The following is a 14,660-nucleotide window of genomic DNA, read 5'->3' on the forward strand; positions in this document are numbered from 1 at the left end:
GTTTAGAGACGAGGTTCGTCGTTGGTTTCAAACACCGGCGTGCGCTGTTTGGGCGCCATGCGCTTGCTGGCGAACACCACCAGGGCTTGATAAGCGGCGGGCAGGCAGCGGGCGAGCAGGTCGAGAAAATACGCATCGCGGCCGATCAGCACGCGGCGTTTGTTGTTGCGCACGCCTTGCAGGATGACCTTGGCGGCGTGGTCGGCGTCGGTGATGAAGAGCTTTTCGAAGTCGGCGCGGGCCTGTTGCTCGCTGTGGATCAGAAAGCCGGTCATGTTCGCGTCGATACGGCTGCTGCGGCAGATATCGGTGCGAATACCGCCGGGGTGCACGCAGGTGGCGGACACCCCGCAGCGTTGCAGGTCGAGTTCCTGGCGCAGGGATTCGGTAAAGCCGCGCACCGCAAATTTGGTCGCGTTGTAGCCGCTCATGCCAGGCTGGGCGAACAGGCCGAACACGCTGGAGGTGTTGATCACATGGCCGTCGCCGCTGGCTTTGAGGTGCGGCAAGAACGCCTTGGTGCCATGCACCACGCCCCAGAAATTGATGCCGACGATCCACTCGAGGTCGGCATAGTCCACGCCTTCGACGGTGCTCGACAGCGCCACGCCGGCGTTGTTGAAGATCAGGTTGACCTGGCCGTGATCCGCCACGCAGCGTGCCGCCCAATCCTGCATGGCTTGGCGGTCGGACACATCCAGCACCTGGGTGGTGATCGTTACCGGCGCCAGCGTCGAGGTCTTGATCAGCGCCAAGGTCTGTTCCAGCCCTTGGCTGTTCTTGTCCGCCAGGGCCAGGTGGCAACCTTCGCGGGCGAGCGCCAGTGCCAGTGCGCGACCCATGCCGGACGCCGCGCCGGTGATGGCCGCTACGCGGCCGTTGAATGACTTCATGACAGGCTGCCTTCTGCGGTGGAGTGGGGCGCCGGAACCGCGCGAGGTGTCGGCGCAGGCAGTGGGTGGGCGAGGTAGTCCTTGAGGGCGAAGTGCCGCGTGACCTGCTTGAAGCGCCAGGTCGAGCCGGGCCACAGGGTGGTGTTTTTGCCGGTGCGCGGGTCGAGGTACCAGCTCTGGCAACCGCCGGTGCTCCAGATGGTGCGCTTGAGCTTGGCTTGCAACTGCTGGTTGTAGGCCAGCTCCACGGCGGGTTTGACGTCCACGGTGGCGATGCGTTGGCGCTGCATGTGCTCAATGGCATCGAGGATGTAGGTGACTTGGGCTTCGATCATCAGAATCATCGAGTTATGCCCAAGGCCGGTGTTCGGCCCGACAATCAGGAACAGGTTCGGATAGCCCGGCACCGTGGTGCCTTTGTAGGCGTGGGCGCCATCGCGCCAGGCATCCATCAGGTCGATGCCGTCGCGGCCGATGATGCAATCGCGGGGCAGCGGGTCGGTGGCCTGGAACCCGGTGCCGAAAATCAGGCAGTCGGCCGGGTGCTTGATGCCGTCGGCGGTGATCACACCGTCAGCTTCGATGCGCAGCACCTTGTCGGTCACCACCTCGACATTGCTGCGTGACAACGCCGGGTAATAGTCATTGGAGATCAGCACGCGCTTACAGCCGATGGTGTAGTCCGGCGTCAGGGTTTTACGCAGAGAAGGGCGCGCCACTTGTTTGCGCAGGTGCCGCAGGGCGATTTTCTGCACCATCTTCATCAGCCGTGGGTGCAGGGCAAAGCCGACCACGCGGCCTTCCAGCGCCCAATAAAACGCCCCGCGCACCAGGCGCTGGGTGAAGGGCAGGTGCTTGAAGGCCCAGCGCTCAAGGCGCGAAATCTTGCGGTCGGGCTTGGGCATGATCCACGGCGGCGTGCGCTGGAACAGGTCCAGGTGCGCCACCTGCGGCGCGATCTGCGGCACGAACTGGATAGCGCTGGCGCCGGTGCCGATCACCGCCACGCGTTTGCCTTTCAATGAATAGTCATGGTCCCAGTGCTGGGAGTGGAAGCTTTTGCCCTTGAAGCTGTCCAGCCCAGGAATATCCGGCAGCGCCGGGCGCGACAAGCCGCCCATGCCCGACACCAGCACCCGCGCGCTGACTTGGCGGCCATCGCTGAAGCTCAATTGCCAGCGTTGCTGCTGCTCATCAAACACTGCTCGTTGCAGGCCCATGCCGAAACGCAGGTAGGGCGCCAGCTCGAAACGCTGTGCGCATTGCTCCAAGTACGCGCGGATCTCTGCCTGGGGCGCGAACTGGCGGGTCCAGTCCGGGTTTGGTGCAAACGAAAACGAGTACACGTGGGACTGCACATCGCAAGCGCAACCCGGGTAATGGTTGTCGCGCCAGGTGCCGCCGAGTGTGGCGGCCTGTTCGGCGACAAAGAAGTCGGTGAGCCCGGCTTCCTTGAGTTTGATCGCCATGCACAGGCCGGCAAACCCTGAACCGATGATGGCGATGTCGATTGAGTCGCTGTGGGCATTCATGAGTTGTCCCTCTTGGGCATCAGATGTGCTCCTGTTTTTGTTTTGTCTTTTAGATAGAACACCATTGCAAAGGAAAAATGAATTAATTATTTTAAAAAAGATTTTAAATAATCTACCTGAAAATATCGCCTACGCTAGGACCTTGTTCCTCATGTGCGACTTGTCCGACGGACGAGCACGGGTTGCATGAAGTTTAGGTCCAAGGTGTGGACGATGGCTGAGGCCTTGATCAATACCGGTCGGGTCGCCAGCAGCAGGGAAGCAGAGGGCCAAGCTATGGCGGTTGAATGGGTTGTCGCTGCGGGCGTATTGGCGGGGGCGAGCGTGGTGTTATGGGGCTTCAGTGCCTGGATGACACGGCGCATAGAAGCCTGTGTGCCGATCAACGGGCGTTTTGTCGAGGTCGATGGCGAGCGCTTTCATTATGTAGAGGAAGGCAAGGGCCCGCCGCTGGTGATGATTCACGGGCTGATGGGCAGCAGTCGCAACTTGACGTATGCCTTGTCCGGCCAGTTGCGTGAGCATTTTCGGGTGATCACGCTGGATCGTCCGGGGTCGGGCTATTCCACGCGCCACAACGGCACGGCGGCAGACCTGCCGGGCCAGGCTCGGCAAATCGCTGCGTTTATCAAGACCCTGGACCTGGATAAACCGCTGGTGCTGGGGCATTCCCTCGGCGGGGCGCTTGCTTTGGCGCTGGCGCTTGACCATCCCCACGCGGTGTCCGGGTTGATCCTGGTGGCGCCGCTGACCCATCCCCAACGCCTGCTGCCGCTGGTGTTCCTGTCCCTGGCGGTGCGCCCGGCGTGGTTGCGGCGCTGGGTGTCACACACGCTGACCATGCCCGTTGGCCTGCTGACCAAAGGTTCGGTCGTGAAGGGCGTGTTCGCCCCTGATGCCGCGCCGGCGGACTTCGCCACGCGCGGTGGCGGGTTGCTGGGTATGCGCCCAACCAACTTCTACGCCGCCTCCACCGAGATCAACACGGTCAACGATCACCTGCCGGACATGGTCAAGCGCTACCCGCAACTGACCCTGCCGATCGGCCTGATCTATGGCGCGCGCGACCAGGTGCTGGACTTCCAGAAGCACGGCCAGGCCCTGGCCAGCAAGGTGCCTGGGCTGAAGCTGCAGGTGGTGGAGGGCCGTGGGCATATGTTGCCGATCACCGCCACAGAGCGCGTGGTGGCCGTGGTGGAGCAGGTCGCCAAGCGCGTCAGGCCGGTAGAAAGTGCCACCGTGTTGCACCCGCCGTTTGCCCTGGCGAGTAAATAATTGTGCTACCCGACTCGCGGTTCAACGGCGTCGATGCCTGCTTTAGACACCTGACCAGATGGCTGAAAAAGAGACTGCCCGGTCACGTCAAAAAGCCTTCGAGAAACTAGTTGACGACCTAACGATTCCGCGCTATTTATTTAAAAAAATTATTTCAATGTGAAATTTGAAACGATTTTTGAAATGCCTAAGAGCGAATAAAATAATGAAAAAAACGCCTTTTATCGCATCTCCAATCTGTCTCGTTCGGAGGCTGCCATGAATCAGACTCTGGTAACTCCGACCGTCTGGGCCGACGGCAAACGTCACCTTTGGTGGCTGGGCATCATGCCCCTGGCAACCCCATTGCTTTCCGGCGCGCTGGCCATTACCACCGGCGTGCAGCAACTGTGGTGGGTTGGCGTACTGGTGATCTTTGGTTTCATCCCCTTGATCGACGGCCTGCTCGGCGAAGACGTCAGCAACCCACCCGAATCTGCCGTCAGCAACCTTGAATCGCAAAGCTATTACCGTTGGATCGTCTACACCGGCGTGCTGTTTGTGATCGCCTCCGTGGTGATCACCGGCTGGCTGGCTGCCGGCGGTATCGACTGGATCATCAACGGCGGCCTGCTCAACGCCACCGCCACCCTCGAACCATCCAGCTGGCTGGCCAAAACCGCCGCGTTTATGACCGCACGCACCGAGTTGCACGGCGAAATCACCTGGTTCACTTACCTGGGCATGGCGATGTCCACCGGTGCCGCCACCGGCATTGCGATCAACACCGCCCACGAGCTGGGGCACAAGCCCAAGGCGCTGGAAGTGTTCCTGGTCAAAGTTACGTTGGCGCCGACCTTCTACGGGCACTTCTACACCGAACACAACCGTGGCCACCACGTGCGCGTGGCCACGCCGGAAGACCCGGCCAGCTCGCGCCTGGGTGAAAGCTTCTGGGCGTTCCTGCCGCGCTCGGTGTGGTTCAGCGCCGTCTCGGCCTGGAACTTGGAGCGCGAACGCCTGCGCAAACTCGGCCTGCCGGCGTTGCACTGGAAGAACGCCGTGCTCAGCGCCTGGATGTACAGCGTGGTGTTGTGGGGCGCAATGATTGCCTGGTTGGGGGCGGCAGTGATTCCGTTCCTGATCATCCAGGGCATTTATGGGTTCTCGTTACTGGAAGTGGTCAACTACGTGGAGCACTACGGGCTTAAACGCCAGAAGTTGCCCAACGGCCGTTATGAGCGTTGCTCGCCACGGCACTCGTGGAACAGCAATCGGATCGTGACCAATATCTTTCTGTTCCAACTGCAGCGTCATTCCGATCACCATGCTAACCCCACGCGTAGTTATCAGTCGTTGCGCCACTTTGATGAGTCGCCGCAACTGCCTTATGGCTACGCGAGCATGATTGTCTGGGCCTATGTGCCGTACTTGTGGCGACGCCGCATGGACCATCGGGTACTCAATCATTACGCCGGTGATATCAGCCTGGCTAATCTTCAACCGTCACAACGTTTGAAGTACCTGGAGAAGTACAGCAACAGTGCCAGGCCGTTTTGATCTGATTTAAAAACAGGATGGGCGAACTCGGGATCTGTGTATCGCGCAGGTTTTCATCGCCCAAGGTTTAGCGGTTTAGTTGCAAGAAAGTGGTTTGACCCGAACAACAATAATTTCAAGGGAAGGACGTACATTATGCAAAGCCCTGCCAAGTTCACCGCCCATGTCGTATTGGCCGCCCTGGGCCTGATTGTCTACCACCAGGCCCAGGCCGCGCGTATAGAGCCTGCCGGCAGCGCCTTTACGGCCCAGGGGCCGATCAGCTTTTCCAAGGGCGCGCTGATCAGCGCCGACTGCACCATCAAGGTGGCTGGCAAGGTCGCGGCCGATGGTTCATCGGTGAATGTCGATAAAGTTGAATTTGACGGCGGCCTTAAGTGCAGCCGCGTCGAAGCCATCAACTTGCCTTGGGTATTAGTTGCCAAGGATACCAAGAGCGGCTCCATGTCGAAGATCAGCGTGGATGTTCATGCCTTTGGCCTGGGCGGCAAGTGCGGCCCTTCAACCGCCGACGGTACTTGGGATAACGCCACCGGCAAGTTGGAAGCCGTCAATGTGCCGATTGGCGAAGACTGCACGATCAAGACAGTGTCGATCAAGATGCCGCCGACCTTCAAAGTGGTCGAATAAACGGTGCGGTAATTGAATTGAGATTTGGCTGGAAAGGGAAGTTCTGCAGTTTCACCGTGACCTCTCGATCATGGCCATTACCCCTGGCGAAATGACTCGCCATAACATGTGAGGAAAAACAATGAAAAGCTTGAAAACTCTCGTGTCGTTGACTGCTCTGACTGTTTGCATGGGTGCTGCTTCGCTGGCCAGCGCGGCTTCGATCAGCCCGGAAGGTCCTTTTACCACCACCGCAGGCTCCATCGTCGTGCAGTCACCGTCTTCATTCGGGGGCTCTGTGACGTGCGGTATTACCTTCAGCGGTAATGTGAGTGGCGGCGTTGCCACTATCAACAATGCCGCCCTGACCGGTGGTGGCCTCTGCTCGTTGCCAACCCTCAAAAGCATCCCGTCGCCAGGCTGGAAGCTGACCGCATTGTCGGGCACTACAGGCCAGGTGGAGAACGTGGGTTACACCATCAAAAAGTCCATCGTTATCCCAGCCACCGATTGCGGCCCTTCCACCATCAGTGTGGCCTGGAACGCTGCGACTCACACCCTCACCGCGGCTAACCAGGCGCTGAGCGGCGGCTGCAACATTGTATCGCTGACCACTACTGCCGCCGGTCTGACCGTTAACCCATAAAGGGCGCGCGTCGCAGGACAAAGGGTTGATCTCCCGATGAAAGGCCGGTGTCTCGCAAGAGGTGCCGGCTGACGTGGAAACCCGGCAATACCGGGAGCGCATAATAATAAGGAGTGCCGCATGATCACTAAGAAACAACAGGCTCAAACACTGCTGGGGCTGGCATTACTGGGGGGGCTGATGACGACAGCGCCCGTGCAGGCGGGTGGTTTCTCCACGCCGACTTACGGTGCCCCTGGGTGGGGGCGGGCGTTCGGCGGCGGTTCTCTGTTCAAGAACGACCCAAGTTCTGCTTACAACAACCCGGCGGCCATGGCATTTGTTGACCAAGCCGTGGTTCAACAGACCGTCGACTATGCGCGTGTGAAGATCAAATACAGCGGCCAGGCTTACGACTACGCCGGCAACCCAGTCTCCAATACCGCCGTGATGCCCGATGCCAGCTTTGATCCGAGTACGGCAGTCGTCAACAACAATGACGGTGGCCAGGGCGGTTTCACCGCCTGGTTGCCGACCGGTTTTCTGGTCATCCCGATGGGTGACCGTTTTGCATTCGGCCTCAGTCAGGTCGTGCCACAAGGGATGCGTACCACTTGGAATGAAAACTCCAAGTTTCGCGACTTCGCCGTCGACACCAAAATCGAAACCGTCGGCTTGACGGGGTCGTTATCGTTCAAAGTGCGTGACGACTTCTCCATCGGTGGTGGCATGATCGTCCAGCGTAGCCAAGGCTTCGTCAGCCAGAACATCGATCTGTTTTCGGCTGCGTCGGTCTCTCCCGGTTTGGGCAATGGGGCGTTTCCGTCGGGCGTCGGCAGCGCGCTGATGCGCGTCAAGGTCGATAACGTCTCCGTTGGCTGGTTTACTGGCGTTGTCTGGAAACCGACTGACCAAGACTCGTTGGGCCTTAACTACCACGCTAAAATCAAAAACAAGCTGACCGGTAAATACAACATCCGGGCTGATGCGTTGAACAACGGCTTGATGACCGACGACACCGTCTTCGGTACCGGTAAGACGCTGGTCGAAACGGCGTACCCTGGGCTGAAGTTGTACCCCAACGGCGCCAATGCCAGCACTCAGCTGGATATTCCGGCGACTGCCGCGATCGACTGGGTGCACCAGTTCAACGACCGTTGGACCTTGGGTCTCAGCGCCATGTGGACGCAATGGTCGTCCTTCAAGGACCTGACACTCAAGTCCGAGGGCTCGACGATCGTTGCCATTCCTTACAACTATCGGGATGCCTGGATGTACTCCGTGGGTGGCGATTTCAAGGCCACGGATGAGCTGACCCTGCGGGCCGGTGTGGCGTATGACCAAACCCCCACGCGCAACTCGACGCGTGACCCACGTATCCCGGACGGCGATCGTTACTTTGCCTCGCTGGGTGCGGGTTACGACATCAAGGCCATTCCGGGCTTGACGCTGGATGCCGCGTATTCGCACCAGTTTGTCGAGAAGGTCAACATCAAAACCCAAAACGTTGATCGTCTTGGTGGCGGTCGACTAGACGGTACGGCTGAGTCTTCAGGCGACATCGTCAGTCTGTCTGCTACCTACAAGTTCTAAAACCATTGCGGCCCGGGCACCCAGCGCATCTAGGTGCTCGCGGCTTAACCCCCTGATTGCTGTTCAAGCAGGCTGACGCGTTCAGCCCGTTATTGTTGCGCGAAAACATTAAATAAAAATTTCAAAACATAATTTGAATTTAGCTTTTCAAGTTTGTAGTGTGGTCTTGCGCCACCGCTCATTTCGAGTGACCTGCGCATCGGCCACGCCCTGAATCAAGTAGAGGTATCCCCATGGTTATCTGGTTATTGGTGGGCTTCGCAGCAGCGATTGCCCTGGCGTATCGACAAGCCGTCGCCGCCCTGTGGTTGGGCGCTGGCCTTATCTGGCTGGCGGCGGGTTACCTGTTCAACGTGGTGGCCGGGTTTGGCGCCACCGTCGCGGCGATACTGGTGGTGTTGCCCGCGTTGCTGCTGGCGATCAAGCCCCTGCGCCGCGCGTTGTTGACCAGCAAGGCCCTGGGCCTGTTTCGTACAATCATGCCGGCCATGTCCGACACCGAACGCGCCGCGATCGAATCCGGCACCGTGTGGTGGGATGCCGAGCTGTTCAGCGGCAAACCCAACTGGGACCGCCTGCTCAAGGCCGCACCGGCCAGCCTCAGCGCTGAAGAACAAGCCTTTCTCGACAACGAGGTCGAGACCCTCTGTGACATTGCCAACGACTGGGAAACCACCCAGGTCTGGCAGGACATGTCCCCCGAAGGCTGGCAATACACCAAGGACGCCGGGTTCCTTGGCATGATCATTCCCAAGCAGTACGGCGGCAAAGGCTTCTCCCACTATGCGCATTCGCAAGTGGTGATGAAACTGTCGACGCGCTGCTCGGCGGCGGCGATTTCGGTGATGGTGCCCAACTCCCTGGGCCCGGCTGAACTGCTGCTGCATTACGGCACTGATGCCCAGCGCAATTACTACCTGCCGCGCCTGGCGCGGGGTGAAGACATTCCCTGCTTTGCGCTGACCAGCCCCTATGCCGGTTCCGATGCCGGGGCGATTCCTGACCTGGGCATCGTCTGCAAAGGCGTGCACGAAGGCGAGGAAGTGCTGGGTTTCAAAGTGACTTGGGACAAGCGCTATATCACCCTTGGGCCCATCGCCACGGTGCTGGGCCTGGCGTTTCGTGCCGAAGACCCGGACGGTTTGCTCGGCAAGGCGGGCTCGCTGGGGATTACCTGCGCGTTGATTCCAACGTCCCACCCAGGTGTGAACAGCGGCCGTCGTCACTGGCCGCTGAACGCCGTGTTCCAGAACGGCCCGACCACCGGCAAGGATGTGTTTATTCCGCTGGAATGGGTCATCGGCGGCCGCGAACAGGTCGGCAATGGCTGGCGCATGTTGATGGAATGCCTGGCAGCCGGGCGGGCGATTTCCTTACCCTCGGCCAACGTCGGCCTGGGCAAAGTCGCGGTGCGCGGCACCACCGCCTACGCGGCGATGCGTAAACAGTTCGGCCTGCCCATCGGCAAGTTCGAAGGCGTGCAGGCGCCATTGGCGCGCATGGCCGGGCATTTGTATGCCTGCGATGCGGTGCGCAAGGTCTCGGTGGCGTCCCTGGATGCCGGCGAAAAACCCTCGGTGATCTCGGCCATCGCCAAATACCACGTCACCGAGCGCGCGCGGATCATCGTCAACGACGGCATGGACATCGTCGCCGGCAAGGGTATCTGCATGGGGCCGAATAACTTCCTGGCCCGCGCTTACCAGCAAAGCCCGATTGCGATCACCGTGGAGGGCGCGAACATCATGACCCGTTGCCTGATCATCTTTGGTCAGGGCCTGATCCGCTGCCATCCCTATGTGTTCCGCGAGATGGAAGCCGCGCGCAACCCGGACCGGCGCAAGGCGCTGGAGGCATTCGACAGCGCGATGTTCGGCCATGTGAGCTTTGTGCTGGCTAATACCGTACGCGCGGCGGTGCATTCGCTGACCGGCGGGCGGCTGCTTTCCGCACCGGCCAAGACCGACCCGGCGCTGGCGTCCTACTACCGCCAGGCCAATCGGCTGTCGGTGGTGCTGGCGTTGATCTCGGACGTGTCCATGGGCGTACTCGGCGGTGCGCTCAAGCGTAAGGAAAGTATCACCGGGCGCCTGGGGGATATTCTGTCGCAACTGTACATCCTGTCCTGCGTGCTCAAGCGCTTTGAGGATGACGGACGGCCCCAGGCAGACCTGCCGCTGGTGCACTGGTCGGCCCAAGACGCGCTGTTGCGTGCCCATGAAGCCCTGGCCGAAGTGCTCGATAACTACCCCTCCAAAGCCGCTGCAGTCGTGGTGCGCGGTTTGAGTTTCCCGTTCGGTATTCCACTGCGTAAACCCTCGGATCGCTTGCTGGCGCAAGTGGCGGATGTGGTGCAAACCCCAGGCGAAACCCGCGACCGGTTGCTGGCTAACTCCTACATCCCACGCCCGGAAATCGACAAGCTGGCTTACGGCGAATTGGGCTTGCGCTTGTTGCCGCAGGTAGAACTGATCGAAGCGCGGCTCAAGTCGGCGGTCAAGCAAGGCCTGATCGAACCGATGCCGATTTGCGCCACGGCCTTCACCGGCTGGCGCGTCAAAGCGCGGGCGCTGGACTTGATCAGTGACGAGGAAGATAGCTTGCTGGGGCGCTATGTGGAATACGCCGACCATGGCATTCAAGTCGACGACTTCCCGCAGGATTTCGGCTTGCTCGAAGCGTTGCAGCAGCGTCAGCAAGCGCTGGAGCCCAAGGCCAAACGCCGCACCCCCCAAGGCGAAAACGCCTCGGTGAACTAGGAGAAGCGCGGTCCACCTGTGGAGGCCGGCTTGCCTGCGATGGCATCACCTCGGTGTATCGGCAAGACCGAGTCGCCTGTATCGCAGGCAAGCCAGCTCCCACAGGGGGCGGGTTTACAAGGCAAGGCACGTGGTGTGAGTGAATACGTTTACTGAATGAACGCGTTGAGTGTGGGAGCCGGCTTGCCTGCGATGGCATCACCTCGGTGTATCGGCAAGACCGAGTCGTCTGTATCGCAGGCAAGCCAGCTCCCACAGTTGATCGGGTTTACAAGGCAGGATTGTTTTGTGAGTGGGACCTTTTATGAGTGACAGCTACCTATCCTTCGTCAATTCCCCCTGGGGCCGGCGCTTGGCCCAGGCTATCGGCCTGCCGCAACCCTTGCCGTTGCAGCGTCATCGCAGCGGCCAGTCAGGTCTGGCCAACCCGGTGATCGTCGCCGGGGCAGGGCGGCTTGCCTCGCAGGTGCAACAGATTTTCGAGGCCACCGACACCGTCGCCGCCACCCCGGCGACCCTCAAGGCGCCGTCCACCGTCAAGGTGCAAGGCGCAGTGTTTGACGCCACGGGTGTGCTCGATTTACAGCAACTCGATGAGCTGTACGTGTTTTTCCACGCCAACGCCAAACGCCTCGGCCACCACGGCCGCGTGGTGGTGCTCGGCACTGCGCCGGAACATTGCCAGGATTTGCCCCAGGCCATCGCCCAGCGTGCCCTTGAAGGCCTGGTGCGTTCGCTGGCCAAGGAGCTGCGCCGGGCGATCACCGTGCAATTGATCTACGTCGCGCCGGGTGCCGAACACGCCCTGGACAGCAGCTTGCGCTTCTTCCTGTCGCGCCGTTCGGCCTATGTGTCGGGGCAAGTGGTGCGCCTGGAAAAACCGGTGGACGGCGCTGTCGCCGTGAACTGGGACAAACCCTTCGCCGGTCGACGTGCGCTGGTGACGGGCGCTTCCCGTGGGATTGGTCTGGCCATCGCCCAAGTGCTGGCCCGCGACGGCGCCCATGTGGTTTGCGTCGACGTGCCCCAAGCCCAGGAGGCGCTGCGCCAGGCCGCTGACAGTGTGAACGGCTCAGCCTTGGCGCTGGACATCACTGCCGCGGATGCCGCCGCGTTGTTGCAGGCGCATGTCAGCCAATACGGCGCCTTCGACGTGGTTGTGCACAACGCCGGGATCACCCGCGACAAAACCATCGCCAAGATGACCGAGGCGGCCTGGCGCAGTGTGCTGGCGGTCAACCTGCAAGCGCCGTTGCAGCTGAGCAATGCCTTGTTGCACAGCCAAGGGTTGAACCCGGGCGGGCGGATTGTGTGCGTGTCGTCGATCTCCGGCATTGCCGGCAACCTGGGGCAAAGCAACTACGCCACCTCCAAGGCCGGTGTGATTGGCCTGGTGCAGGGCCTGGCGCCGTTGGCGGCGCAGCAGCAAGTCACGGTGAATGCCGTGGCGCCCGGGTTTATCGAGACGCAGATGACCGCGAAAATTCCGCTGATGATTCGCGAGGCGGGGCGGCGCATGAACTCGATGTCCCAAGGCGGGCAACCGATTGATGTGGCCGAGACCATCGCCTGGCTGGCCCATCCGGCGTCCGGCGGGGTTAACGGCCAAGTCGTACGCGTGTGCGGCCAAAGCCTGCTGGGAGCCTGAGCCATGGACTACGTGACGCAGATCATCGACCCACCACCCTCACGCACCCAGCTGTTACTGGATGGTGTGCGCGCGCTGCGCAAACCCAAGCTCGACGGCGCGCCGTTGCTGCCCCAGGCACTGTTGGTGCGCGCGGCGGTGGAGCTGTCGGCCAGTGACATCGCCGCGTATGGCCGCGCCTGTGGTTTCCGGCGTGAGCAGGGCGTGCCGCTGTCCTATCCGCACGTGCTGGCGTTCCCGTTGCACCTGATGCTGCTGACGCGGCCAAGCTTTCCGTACCCGGCCAGCGGCATGGTGCATCTGGCCAATCGCATTCGTCAGCACCAGCGCTTGCACGAAGGCCAGGCGCTGCGCCTGGAGGTTGGGTCGCGCATCCCAAAGGCCAGGCGCTGAGTATCGCCACGCGGGCCTACAGCGCCGACGCGCTGGTGTGGGAGAGCGACAGCCTGTACCTTCGCCGCGCCGTGAAAAACCCGGTCGGTGAACCGTGGGATGACGTGCTGGGGTTGCAGGAAGACGGCCTGTTACGCACCCAACGCTGGGTGCTGCCCGCCGACCTCGGCCGACGGTTTGCCAAGGTTTCGGGGGATTTCAACCCGATTCACACCTCGGTGATCGGCGCCAAAATATTCGGCTTTCGCCGTGCTATCGCCCACGGCATGTGGACCTTGGGCCGCGCATTGGCGGCCCAGCAACCGCCGGGTGGTCTGGATCAGGCGCAAGCGCATTGCGACTTCAAACTGCCGATCTTCCTGCCCGGCCAGGTCGCCCTGTGGAGTCGCCCGGCAACCGGCCCGCGCCGTGAGTTCGAAGTGCGCAACTTTGCCGGTGATAAACCGCATATGCGTGGGCTGTTTATTTGGAATGAGAGCCACCCATGAGTGATTACAGCTTCAACCCGGCCCCGACCCGCCGTGTGGCGATTATCGGCGGCAACCGTATTCCGTTTGCCCGTTCCAACAGTGTGTATGCCCATGACAGCAACCAGGACCTGCTGGTCGCCGCCTTGCAAGGCCTGGTCGAGCGCTACAACCTGCACGGCCAGCGCCTGGGCGAGTTTGCTGCGGGCGCGGTGATCAAGCATTCGCGGGATTTCAACTTGGCGCGTGAGTCGTTGTTGTCGACCACGCTGTCGCCAGAAACGCCCGCGTACGACGTGCAACAAGCCTGCGGCACGGGCCTGGAAGCGGCGTTGCTGGTGGCGAATAAAATCGCCCTGGGCCAGATCGAAGTGGGCATTGCCGGGGGGGCCGACACCACCTCCGATGCGCCCATCGGCATCAATGAATCCCTGCGCCACACCTTACTCTCGGCTAATCGCGCCAAAGGCCTTGGCGACACGTTGAAAGCGCTGCTGAAGGTGCGACCGGCGATGTTTTTCAAGCCGTTGCTGCCGCGCAATGGCGAGCCGCGCACCGGTTTGTCGATGGGTGAGCACTGCGAAGAAATGGCCAAGCGCTGGCAGATCAAACGCCTGGCCCAGGACGAGTTGACCCTGACCAGCCATCAGCGCCTGGATGCGGCCTACCAACGTGGCTTCTTTGACGATTTGATCAGCCCTTACCGTGGCCTGGTGCGCGACAACAACCTGCGCGCCGACGCCAGCCTGGAGAAGCTCGCCGGGCTGTCCCCGGCCTACGACCGCCAGAACGGCACCCTCACGGCGGGCAACTCCACGCCGCTGACCGATGGCGCCTCGGTGGTGCTGCTGGCCAGCGAAGAATGGGCGGCTGAACATGGCTGGCCAGTACTGGCCTACCTGCGCACTGGCGAGACGGCGGCGGTGAGTTTTGTCGACGGCGCCGAGGGCCTGTTGATGGCACCGGCCTATGCGGTGCCACGCATGCTCAAACGCGAAGGCCTGAGCTTTGCCGACTTCGATTTTTTTGAGATTCACGAAGCCTTCGCCGCTCAGGTGCTGTGCACCCTCAAGGCCTGGGAGGACGCCGATTATTGCCGCGAGCGTCTAGGCTTGGACGCACCGTTGGGCGCCATCGACCGCAGCAAGATGAACGTCAACGGCGGCTCGCTCGGCTGCGGTCATCCGTTCGCCGCCACCGGTGGCCGGCAACTGGCGGCGCTGGCCAAAACCATCCATGAGAACGGTGGCGGGCGCGGCTTGATTTCGATCTGCGCGGCGGGCGGGCTGGGCATTACTGCCATCGTCGAAAAGTAGCGTTACCCAAA

The 14,660-nt window shown here is 61.3% G+C and carries 10 protein-coding genes and 1 pseudogene; 9 read left to right on the forward strand and 2 right to left on the reverse strand.

The genetic code is table 11. The annotated features are described in order from the left end of the window. Window positions 1-2 precede the first annotated feature (2 nt). Together KZH41_RS13805 and KZH41_RS13810 are read right to left on the reverse strand one after the other, a co-directional pair. A complete protein-coding gene (locus KZH41_RS13805; RefSeq protein ID WP_094951963.1) occupies window positions 3-893 on the reverse strand; it encodes an SDR family NAD(P)-dependent oxidoreductase in 891 nt (296 codons plus the stop codon). Continuing rightward, entirely contained in the window at window positions 890-2,425 is a 1,536-nt protein-coding gene (locus KZH41_RS13810; protein ID WP_094951962.1) for a flavin-containing monooxygenase, read from the reverse strand. The genes KZH41_RS13805 and KZH41_RS13810 overlap by 4 nt, the downstream gene beginning before the upstream one ends. 276 nt (window positions 2,426-2,701) lie before the next feature. On the opposite strand from KZH41_RS13810, the gene KZH41_RS13815 reads away from it, so the two are divergent. The 9 genes and pseudogenes from KZH41_RS13815 (at window position 2,702) to KZH41_RS13855 (ending at window position 14,649) form a co-directional block, all read left to right on the forward strand. Further along, entirely contained in the window at window positions 2,702-3,700 is a 999-nt protein-coding gene (locus tag KZH41_RS13815) for an alpha/beta fold hydrolase (RefSeq protein ID WP_263275106.1), read from the forward strand. A 258-nt stretch (window positions 3,701-3,958) separates the two neighbouring features. Then, window positions 3,959-5,239, forward strand: a complete 1,281-nt coding sequence (locus KZH41_RS13820; protein ID WP_263275005.1) for an alkane 1-monooxygenase — start codon at window positions 3,959-3,961, stop codon at window positions 5,237-5,239. A gap of 135 nt (window positions 5,240-5,374) precedes the next feature. After that, the gene (gene praA / locus KZH41_RS13825; protein ID WP_094951960.1) at window positions 5,375-5,869 is read left to right on the forward strand and encodes an alkane oxidation protein activator PraA; all 495 of its coding nucleotides are present in this window, start codon (window positions 5,375-5,377) and stop codon (window positions 5,867-5,869) included. A 121-nt stretch (window positions 5,870-5,990) separates the two neighbouring features. Then, complete coding sequence (gene praB / locus KZH41_RS13830; RefSeq protein ID WP_083358168.1) at window positions 5,991-6,494, forward strand: alkane oxidation protein activator PraB; 504 nt, start codon at window positions 5,991-5,993, stop codon at window positions 6,492-6,494. Between the two features lie 120 nt (window positions 6,495-6,614). Further along, entirely contained in the window at window positions 6,615-8,066 is a 1,452-nt protein-coding gene (locus tag KZH41_RS13835; RefSeq protein WP_094951959.1) for an outer membrane protein transport protein, read from the forward strand. Between the two features lie 233 nt (window positions 8,067-8,299). Beyond that, window positions 8,300-10,825: an acyl-CoA dehydrogenase gene (locus KZH41_RS13840; protein ID WP_094951958.1), complete on the forward strand. Its 2,526-nt coding sequence runs from the start codon at window positions 8,300-8,302 to the stop codon at window positions 10,823-10,825. A gap of 304 nt (window positions 10,826-11,129) precedes the next feature. After that, a complete protein-coding gene (locus KZH41_RS13845; RefSeq protein WP_263275006.1) occupies window positions 11,130-12,473 on the forward strand; it encodes a 3-oxoacyl-ACP reductase in 1,344 nt (447 codons plus the stop codon). A gap of 3 nt (window positions 12,474-12,476) precedes the next feature. Continuing rightward, window positions 12,477-13,354, forward strand: a pseudogene (locus KZH41_RS13850) (MaoC/PaaZ C-terminal domain-containing protein). Then, window positions 13,351-14,649, forward strand: a complete 1,299-nt coding sequence (locus KZH41_RS13855; RefSeq protein ID WP_094953519.1) for an acetyl-CoA C-acetyltransferase — start codon at window positions 13,351-13,353, stop codon at window positions 14,647-14,649. The pseudogene KZH41_RS13850 and the gene KZH41_RS13855 overlap by 4 nt, the downstream one beginning before the upstream one ends. Window positions 14,650-14,660: the final 11 nt, after the last annotated feature.

Origin of the sequence: Pseudomonas sp. YeP6b, assembly GCF_025642995.1 — a bacterium.
Classification (GTDB): domain Bacteria; phylum Pseudomonadota; class Gammaproteobacteria; order Pseudomonadales; family Pseudomonadaceae; genus Aquipseudomonas.

Coding starts and splice junctions, on each gene's coding strand:
- KZH41_RS13805 (WP_094951963.1), bottom strand. CDS start 893: ATGAAGTCATTCAACGGCCGCGTAGCGGCCATCACCGGCGCGGCGTCC.
- KZH41_RS13810 (WP_094951962.1), bottom strand. CDS start 2,425: ATGAATGCCCACAGCGACTCAATCGACATCGCCATCATCGGTTCAGGG.
- KZH41_RS13815 (WP_263275106.1), top strand. CDS start 2,702: ATGGCGGTTGAATGGGTTGTCGCTGCGGGCGTATTGGCGGGGGCGAGC.
- KZH41_RS13820 (WP_263275005.1), top strand. CDS start 3,959: ATGAATCAGACTCTGGTAACTCCGACCGTCTGGGCCGACGGCAAACGT.
- praA (WP_094951960.1), top strand. CDS start 5,375: ATGCAAAGCCCTGCCAAGTTCACCGCCCATGTCGTATTGGCCGCCCTG.
- praB (WP_083358168.1), top strand. CDS start 5,991: ATGAAAAGCTTGAAAACTCTCGTGTCGTTGACTGCTCTGACTGTTTGC.
- KZH41_RS13835 (WP_094951959.1), top strand. CDS start 6,615: ATGATCACTAAGAAACAACAGGCTCAAACACTGCTGGGGCTGGCATTA.
- KZH41_RS13840 (WP_094951958.1), top strand. CDS start 8,300: ATGGTTATCTGGTTATTGGTGGGCTTCGCAGCAGCGATTGCCCTGGCG.
- KZH41_RS13845 (WP_263275006.1), top strand. CDS start 11,130: ATGAGTGACAGCTACCTATCCTTCGTCAATTCCCCCTGGGGCCGGCGC.
- KZH41_RS13855 (WP_094953519.1), top strand. CDS start 13,351: ATGAGTGATTACAGCTTCAACCCGGCCCCGACCCGCCGTGTGGCGATT.